Genomic DNA, 7,926 nt, shown 5'->3' on the forward strand with positions numbered 1-7,926 from the left:
GGCACCTGGCCGGCGGAGCGCACCTACCCGGTGTTCCGCAAATGGTTCGAGGTGCGCTTCTACCCCCTGATCCAGGACCTGGTGGGTGAGGAGCTCACCGCCACCGAGGTGGATGAGGAGTTCATCGCTGAGCTGCGCACGGCACTGGAGGGTGTGCAGTAGCGCCGCTGAAAAGCCTCATCACACGGGGCCAGGGCGAGGCCGATGCCAACAGCCCAGAGGCCCTGGCGCGTGTAGCTCATCATGCCGTCTTTGGCTGATTGTGAATTAAACATGCTGACCTCAGGGGAATGCAGGGTGGAAGGCAGAGGAGAGTGATGGCTTCCTCTGCCGATCTGTCTTTCCCGGTGCTGGGCTGTGATTCCGTTGTCCGGGGTGAGACCAGCCCAGGGGGTGGCGCGGGGGAACCTCAGGCCAGCGACCGGCCGCTGGCGCCCTGCTGGTTGGCCTTGCCATAGGCACTGAAGATCGAGTAGCCGGCCAGCCCCAGCCAGCCGACGGGACCGGCGCAGACCAGAACCGTGGCCATAGCTCCCTTGCCCACCACCTCGATGGATTTCTGCTGGTATTCCTTCTTGCTGAGTTGATCCTTCTTGGAGAGCAACATCACCACATCGGGAGCCACCAGGCCGATGCCTGCGGTGAGCGGGTTGGCGCCGAGTACTGCCTGGGTCACGGCAACCGTGGTGCCGCGCACGACCCCATTGACCGCGCCCTTGGCGGCGTCCGCAATCATTTCGTTCTCGGCCGCCGCGGCCAGATCATGGCGGCCGGCATCTCGGAAGCCCTGGGCCTGGGCATAGCGGTGGGCCGCAGCAAGGCCGCAACCCATCACCCCGCCGAGCACGCCGGTCTCAAGGGTGTCGCCGGCCACTTCGGACAGATCACCGGTCACGCCCGGTGTGGCCTGCTCCGCCACTTCCAGGGTGTAGGCCTCGGCCTCCGCCACCTCGGCGGCGGTCATAGGCCGGTTGCCGATGGCTTGGTTCAGATCCCCAGGGCCGTAGAGACCGTTGTCGGCATCGGTGCTGCCGCCGGCGGCATGGGGCTCCTGGTGCATCCAGTGGATGTCGGGGTCGTTGGTAATGGCGTCCACACCTTCGATCGACCCCTTGGCTTCTGCTGGCACGTTCTGCTCGTATTCGGCGCGGGCACCGTCGAGGTCGCGCACCTCACCACGGGTGCCGTCGGTGCGCAGCTGCTGGATCACGTGGGCCGGCAGATCCTCAAAGGCCACCTGGCGGTAGGCCTCGACGCCGCCGATGGCGCTGGCGAGGCCCGCTGCCGGGACGACAACGGAGCTGGGCAGTTCCTCCAGGGCGGTGGTGATGCTGTTCTGGACGAGGGCGTAGCGATCGGTGGAGCTGGCCATGGAAAAGGGGAGTGGTGGAGGTTGATTCCTCCGTGCACTCCCCTCTCGATCTGGCGTCTTGGTGGTGATTCCAGGGCGGGATCACCAGCCCTGGCGATAGCCATTGCTGGGGGGGTAGCCCTGGCCAAAGCTGGGTTGGAAGCGGGGTTGCTCCAGCAGGAGCGGCCGGTTGCCACTGCCGTAGCCGCCGACATTGTTGCGGCTGGGGGAGGAGCGGAACTGGCCTTCGTTCACGCAGCGGCCGAAGCCGTAGTTGAAGGAGTTGCACTCTGGCGAGGCGTTGGCGCCCTGGGCGCCATAGAGAGAGGTGAACAGGGCAGCAGAGACAAGCAAGCTGCAACGAAGAAGGTGGCGCATGTTCTGGAGTGGGGTAGGTGAAGGGACGACCCTCCGGACCCTCTCCTTTCGATCTGCCTCGACAGATGTGATTCCAGGACCAGCCTCAAAGGCCCTGAACCGGCCGCCAGTCGCCGGTGAGCTGCAGCCAGGCCAGCCTTGAGCCGCCTGTAGCAGGACTCCATGAAGGCGGCCGTGGCGGCATCGTCCACCTTCCAGAGCGAGAGCAGGGCGGAGCGGGCTCAAGCGGCGGTGAGGTAGCCGTTGTCGCTGGGGTTGGCCTGGAGCTCGCCGGCAGAAACCCACAATTTGAAAGATCACCTCGTAAACGGCAGGGGATTCATTCGTACAGCCTTACTATTGGAAGACGATCCCCTATTTTTTCCCGCCATGAAAAGCATTGCTGCAACCTTGGCAGGGGCCACCTGCTTCCTGGCCCTCCTTTCCGCCCCAAGGGCCCTGGCAGGGGCTGACTACTGTCACACCACAGCAGATGGTTCCTATGCCTGCATTCAGAGTGTATTTGGGCCCCGTAACAGCCGGGGGATTGTGTATGTCATCAACGGGCGTGTTTACGCTGATAGAGTCAATTGCTACAACTACGGTTATGAAAGAACTTCGCTAATCGCTGTCGCATGCTGGAGCTACGAGAGGGTTGCCGATAGTGCTCCGAAAGACTTGAAGTCAATGACTGAGCCAAGTGAAGCCGCCAAGAAAGCAATCACCAGCTCTGGCGTTGCCGACAAGAACAACCTCATCTCTCCTGACAAGATCAAGAGGAGCTTGCCGCTGGAGATGAAGTAATCGGTTGGTGCATTAAATCCCCATGCTGCCTGAGATCGTTCGGAGATTTGGACCCTTTCCATTGAACTGCACTTCACCAGCTGAGCGCTGTTGAGTAACCTTCTTGAAGACAGGGTCTTGAATCTGCCCTAGTGAGAGCTTCGCAATGTCCTCTTTCTTGCACGTAAGCTCGTCAGACTGACCTAATCCTGTGTAAACAGCATAGGCCCGCTGTGGCCCTGCACCATGGGATTTATCGCCAATACTATAGGCAGTTAGCGCCATGTTCACGATGTCTTGTTGGGTGACCTTCAGTTCTTCATAGCCTTGGCCGATGATGGCACCGGCCAAGCAATCGGCCTGCAGTTCCATCACTACTGGCTCTCCAGATATCTGAAACAAATTCTGCAGATAGTGGCCGTACTCATGGGCAAGAACGTAGTTGACGGCTGCCCTTCCAAAGAATCGATGCAATGGTTCAATCTGATCAGGCACAACGAAGATGGTATTCGTGCTGGAGCAGTAAGACGTTCCGCCCACGTCATTGGAAAGCTGACCATCGTTGATGCCGATACACCCTCCGATCACCTTTGAATCACTCTTGATGTTCGTGATTATCTGCGGTGGCGGAAACTTTTTCAACTTCGGGTCCTGAGACCAATGACGAATCAGATATTCGGAAAAAGCCTCGATACTGCTATCCATATCCTTCCCAATTGCCGGGAGGGCAGGAATTGCCACAACGGCAAGGCCAAGGACTAGCAGAAGGGCAGTTCTTGTTCGCATGAGATGAAGCGAGCCGAGCTTATGGAGCCATTGCTCACTGCACCCTATCAACGGGTTTCCAGTCACCCACCAGCTGCCAGGCAGCCCAGTAGTAGGGATGGCGCCAGGCAGGGATCGGGTGGCTCCGGAATTCGGCCTGGGTAGCAGCCAGGGCCTCGGCTCGGCCAGCTCCCGTCTTGAGACGGGTATAGAAGGCTTCCATGAAGGCGGCGGTGGCCCTGTCGTCCACCTTCCAGAGCGAGAGCAGGGTGCTGCGGGCTCCAGCGACGGTGAGCGCACGTTGGAGGCCGTAGACCCCTTCCCCGGTGCGGATGTCGCCCTGGCCGGTGGAGCAGGCCGAGAGCACCACCAGCTCCGTTCCTTCCAGCTGCAGGCCAGCGGCCTCGGCGGCGGTGAGGTAGCCGTCGTCGCTGGGGTTGGCCTGGGGTTGGTTGGCACCGGCCAGCACCAGGCCGCTGCGCAGCAGCGGATCCTCTCCGCGCAGCGGAGCGAGGATGGTGCTGCGCTCGCTCACCGCCGCCAGCGGATCGTTAGCTGCAGGGGCCTGGTCGGGTGCAAAGAAGCCGTGGGTGGCGATGTGCAGGATCTGGGGGGCGGGGCTGTTCTGGATGCGCTCCACACTGGCCTGCTCCTGCAGCACCGGCTTGGTGGCCAGCATGGCGGCGATGCGTTGACCCTCAATCGCGCTCTGGGGCAGAGGCGCCCAGCGGTTGTCGGCAACGGCGGCGGAACGCTGCTGAGATCTGCTGCTGGCTGTGGCAACCGCGAGCGAGGGTGCGGTACCTGGCCGGTCGTAGGCCGGATCGGCCACCACCAGTGGCGTACCGCTTGGTGGTCCTTTCGTCTGGAGCCGCAGCAGTTCACGGCCGGTGGTGAGCAGGCGCAGCTGCACGACCTCGGCCAGGGGTCGGGAAGGATCCTGCGGTGCCGGCAGCGCCGCGAAGGGCACCCGGTTGAGTTCGCTGTCGAGGGAGAGGAACCACTGACGGCTGCCGGCCAGATAGGGCTGCAGGGGCGCAAGCACCTGCCGGCTGACCTGGGCCCAGAGGGTCTCGGCATCGGAGAGAGACTCGGCGCTGGCCGCCAGGGCCCTGCCCACGGCTGCATCGATCGGTGCAGCCTCACCCAGCTGAACGGCGCGGATCGCCCCATCAGGCCGCAGCACCAGCGCGAGGTACCGCTCAGCACCCCATCTCTTCCCCCGGGGCTTCTTCCCGTCGAAGGGTCGGTACTTCTGGAATTCCACCAGCACCCCATCGGCCGGCAGGGTGGCGGCCACCTGCTCGGGCTGCACCAGCCGTGGCTCGAGGGTTGGAAGCAGGCGGTAGAGCTGTTTCTCCAGCTCGCTGCGCTCCAGCTGCAGTGCCTGTCGCTGCTGGCTCGGAAGGTTCACCGCGGCGAGGCGGTTGGTGAGTGCAGCCCTCCTCACAGCCAGCTCACGCTGGGGACCTGGTGATCGGGCCAGCAGAGCCTGGCGCTGCTCGATGTCCTGCAGCAAGCCCTGACGGTTCAACCTCGTGAACAGGGCAAGTGTGGGGGCGGTTGGTGTTTTTTCAGTGTTGCCGAAAACAACCTCCCAGGTATTGCCGATCGCTTGAAGCTGGGCAGCTCGTTGATCCTCAGGCAGGAAGGGAAGCTCACGACGCAGAAACACAGCCTCGCTTGTGATGCCACGGAGCAGCAAAGGCTCGGCCTTGGCGTAGGCACCCTGGCTGGCGTACAGAAACGCGAGGTTGTTGAGGCTGGTGGCGGTGAACGGGTGGGCAGGCCCCAGCGCTTTCTCTGACCAGGCCAGGATCCTCTGCCAAAGTTCTGCGCCATCGGCATACGCCCCTTTTTCATTTGCCGCATTCGCCTGATCGATCCACTGCTTCACCTCAGTGGGTATCTGGTTGCCCTCGCTGCTTCGAGTTCCCGCCTGGGCAAGACGCATCTCTCCTCCATCCCCTGATCCGCTGAGGCCGACGTTTCTTGCTGCCCGTGCCAACAGGCCTTCGCTCATCACGGGCCCCACCAGGGTCAGAGCGATGCTGGTGGCCCCGATCCAACGCTTCCCAGCAACGTTCATCTGGCGGATCATGTCTTTGCCATGAAGGCTGGCAGACAGGGGGGGATCTGCGCCCTGGTGCAGGACCCAATACTGGATCTGCCTGCAGCCAAAGCATGAGCCTGGGGTACCGCCAGCTGCGAATCCTTGTTCCTGCCCCTGGGCGGGCCGGTGGCATGGCGATCGGCACCATCGAGCCCGCCGGCACCAGCCAGGCCCTTTGCCCTCCTATGCCTCCGCTGCCAGGTGAGTCACCTCCTGAAAGCCAGGCTGTGCGGCTACCTGCGCCATTACAGCGCCGTCTACGGACTGGAGCTGATCGAGATGGGCACTTACGTTCTGGATTAAAAAGACTGGCCGTTGGCGGCCCTGCAGGCAGATAAAGCACCCCAGTCGAGCGCGCATTACGCCACGAACCATTCAAGTTCCTGGCATTCGGTCAGGCAGGCATAGGTGTTGAGCTTGAGTGGAGCTTCCGCACCGAAGTACTGGAGGACTGCGAGGGATTCGTTGCTGATCCCGTTGAGATAGTTGACGTTGGCCATGCATGGAGGAAGAAGCGAGGCGGATGCCGTTGCTGCTCCCCTCTGGTTCCGGCCTCGGTGGGCTGATTCAGGCCTCAGCCGCGAGCAGAGCCGTTGGTCAGAGTCCCTGCATCGGTGACCAGTCACCCACCAGCTGCCAGGCAGCCCAGTAGTAGGGATGGCGCCAGGCGGGGATCGGGTGGCTCCGATATTCGGCCTGGGTAGCAGCCAGGGCCTCGGCTCGGCCAGCTCCCGTCTTGAGACGGGTATAGAAGGTTTCCATGAAGGCGGCGGTGGCCCTGTCGTCCACCTTCCATAGCGAGAGCAGGGTGCTGCGGGCTCCAGCGACGGTGAGCGCACGTTGGAGGCCGTAAACCCCTTCCCCGGTGCGGATGTCGCCCTGGCCGGTGGAGCAGGCCGAGAGCACCACCAGCTCGGTTCCTTCCAGCTGCAGGCCAGCGGCCTCGGCGGCGGTGAGGTAGCCATCGTCGCTGGGGTTGGCCTGGGGCTGGTTGGCACCGGCAAGCACCAGGCCGCTGCGCAGCATCGGGTCTTCTCCTTTGAAGCCAGCAAGCATCGGGCTGTTCTCCGCCAGCCCCGCCAGCCGCTCATCAGGTTTGCTGGATTGATCCGGCGCAAAGAAGCCGTGGGTGGCGATGTGCAGCACCCGGGGACTGACCGTGCCCTGCAGGCGCTTGACCGTGGCCTCGGTGCCAGTGACGGGCGTGGTGCCAAGAATGGCGGAGATTCGCGTGCCCTCTGCGGCCGTGGCTGGCAAAGCGGCCCAGCGGAGGCCATCGGCAGCGCTGGAGCGGCGTTGTCCGGACTCGACGTTGGTCGCCACCGCAACAGCTGCGCCGGATCCACCGGCACCTGGGCGGCGGTCGTAGGCGGGATTGGCCAGCACCAGGGGTGCCTGGCCCTTGGCGGAAGGCTGCTGGTAGCGGAGCAGATCCCGGCCGGTGGTGAGCAGCCGCAGCTGCACGGCTTCAGCAAGCGTTTGGCTTGGCTTCAAGGGAGAAGGCAATGCCGCGAAGGGCACCCGGTTCAGCTCACCATCGGGGGATAGGAACCACTGACGGCTACCGGCCAGATGGGGCTTGAGCGGATCGAGCACCAGGCGGCTGACGTCTGCCAAGCGCGCAGGTGCATCGCCCAGCAATTGAGACGTGGCCAAGAGCGCATTGGCGATGGCCTCCTCGATCGGCTTGGCCTCACCCAACTCCACGGCCTGAATGGATCCGTTGGGTTTGAGGATCAGGGCCAGGTAGCGCGGGGATCCCCAACGCTGATTCGGGGGCTGTTTGCCATCGAAGGGTTGGTAGCGCTGGAACTCCACCAAAACACCATCGGAAGGAAGAGCTTTGGCCACCTGATCCACATCCACCACACGGGGCTGCAGTGCCGGGAGGAGGCGGTAAAGCTGCTGCTCCAGCTGGTCCTTCTGTTGCAGCAGCTCCTGCCGCTGCTGGGAGCTCAGATTGACAGCAGCAAGGCGGCTGGTCAGGCCAGCGATCTGATCAGCCAGTTGCCGCTGAGAACCTGATCCACGGGAAAGAAGAGCCTGGCGCTGCTGGATTTGCTGCAGCAGACCATGGCGATTGAAACGGGAAAAGAGAGCGAGGGAAGGACCTTCTGCCCAACGGGTAGCAACACCATAAAAGGCGCCTGAGGAGTCATCAAGAACTTGCTGTTGTCCACGCCGGCGCGATTCTGGTAGCAGGGGTAATTCGCGTTGGAGAAACAATGAGGTGTTGCGGGTGGCTCTTCGCCAAATTGGCTCGGCCTTGGCGTAGGCCCCTTGGTTGAAATACAGAAACGCAAGGTTGTTGAGGCTGGTGGCGGTGCTTGGGTGATTGGGACCTCGGGCTTTCTCATTATTAGCCAGGGCGTGGAGTAAAAGCGGCTCGGCCTTGGCGTAGGCACCTTGGCTGAAGTACAGCACCGCGAGGTCGTTGAGGCTGGTGGCGGTATCGGCGTGGTCGGGACCCAGGGCATTCTCCCTGATCGCCAGGGCGCGGAGATAGAGGGGCTCGGCCTTGGCGTAGGCACCTTGGCTCCTATAGAGCTCCGCGAGG

General features: G+C 62.9%; 8 protein-coding genes. 1 reads left to right on the forward strand and 7 read right to left on the reverse strand.

Annotated elements, in window-relative coordinates:
- Nucleotides 1–409: 409 nt before the first annotated feature.
- The 3 genes from KBY78_RS13915 to KBY78_RS16410 all read right to left on the reverse strand — a co-directional run bounded on the left by KBY78_RS13915 (nt 410) and on the right by KBY78_RS16410 (nt 1,938).
- Nucleotides 410–1,372, reverse strand: coding sequence for a hypothetical protein (locus KBY78_RS13915; RefSeq protein WP_255144080.1), 963 nt, complete (start codon nt 1,370–1,372; stop codon nt 410–412).
- A gap of 81 nt (nt 1,373–1,453) precedes the next feature.
- The gene (locus tag KBY78_RS13920; protein WP_255144081.1) at nt 1,454–1,705 is read right to left on the reverse strand and encodes a hypothetical protein; all 252 of its coding nucleotides are present in this window, start codon (nt 1,703–1,705) and stop codon (nt 1,454–1,456) included.
- Entirely contained in the window at nt 1,603–1,938 is a 336-nt protein-coding gene (locus tag KBY78_RS16410; RefSeq protein WP_399215928.1) for a hypothetical protein, read from the reverse strand. The genes KBY78_RS13920 and KBY78_RS16410 overlap by 103 nt, the downstream gene beginning before the upstream one ends.
- Before the next feature lie 34 nt (nt 1,939–1,972).
- On the opposite strand from KBY78_RS16410, the gene KBY78_RS13925 reads away from it, so the two are divergent.
- A complete protein-coding gene (locus KBY78_RS13925) occupies nt 1,973–2,512 on the forward strand; it encodes a hypothetical protein (RefSeq protein WP_255144082.1) in 540 nt (179 codons plus the stop codon).
- 12 nt (nt 2,513–2,524) lie between these two features.
- On the opposite strand, the gene KBY78_RS13930 is transcribed toward KBY78_RS13925, so the two are convergent.
- The 4 genes from KBY78_RS13930 to KBY78_RS13945 all read right to left on the reverse strand — a co-directional run.
- A complete protein-coding gene (locus KBY78_RS13930; protein ID WP_255144083.1) occupies nt 2,525–3,232 on the reverse strand; it encodes a hypothetical protein in 708 nt (235 codons plus the stop codon).
- 79 nt (nt 3,233–3,311) lie between these two features.
- The gene (locus tag KBY78_RS13935; protein WP_255144084.1) at nt 3,312–5,345 is read right to left on the reverse strand and encodes a CHAT domain-containing tetratricopeptide repeat protein; all 2,034 of its coding nucleotides are present in this window, start codon (nt 5,343–5,345) and stop codon (nt 3,312–3,314) included.
- Between the two features lie 383 nt (nt 5,346–5,728).
- Entirely contained in the window at nt 5,729–5,869 is a 141-nt protein-coding gene (locus KBY78_RS13940) for a hypothetical protein (protein WP_255144085.1), read from the reverse strand.
- Between the two features lie 97 nt (nt 5,870–5,966).
- On the reverse strand, nt 5,967–7,926 hold a 1,960-nt coding region (locus KBY78_RS13945; protein WP_255144086.1), incomplete at its 5' end, for a CHAT domain-containing protein.

It is taken from the genome of Synechococcus sp. EJ6-Ellesmere, assembly GCF_024345875.1.
GTDB classification, from domain to species: Bacteria; Cyanobacteriota; Cyanobacteriia; order PCC-6307; family Cyanobiaceae; genus Regnicoccus_A; species Regnicoccus_A antarcticus.

Bases quoted from the DNA above. Each gene is read 5' to 3' on its own strand.
- KBY78_RS13915 (WP_255144080.1), bottom strand. From the start codon at position 1,372: ATGGCCAGCTCCACCGATCGCTACGCCCTCGTCCAGAACAGCATCACC.
- KBY78_RS13935 (WP_255144084.1), bottom strand. From the start codon at position 5,345: ATGAACGTTGCTGGGAAGCGTTGGATCGGGGCCACCAGCATCGCTCTG.
- KBY78_RS13940 (WP_255144085.1), bottom strand. From the start codon at position 5,869: ATGGCCAACGTCAACTATCTCAACGGGATCAGCAACGAATCCCTCGCA.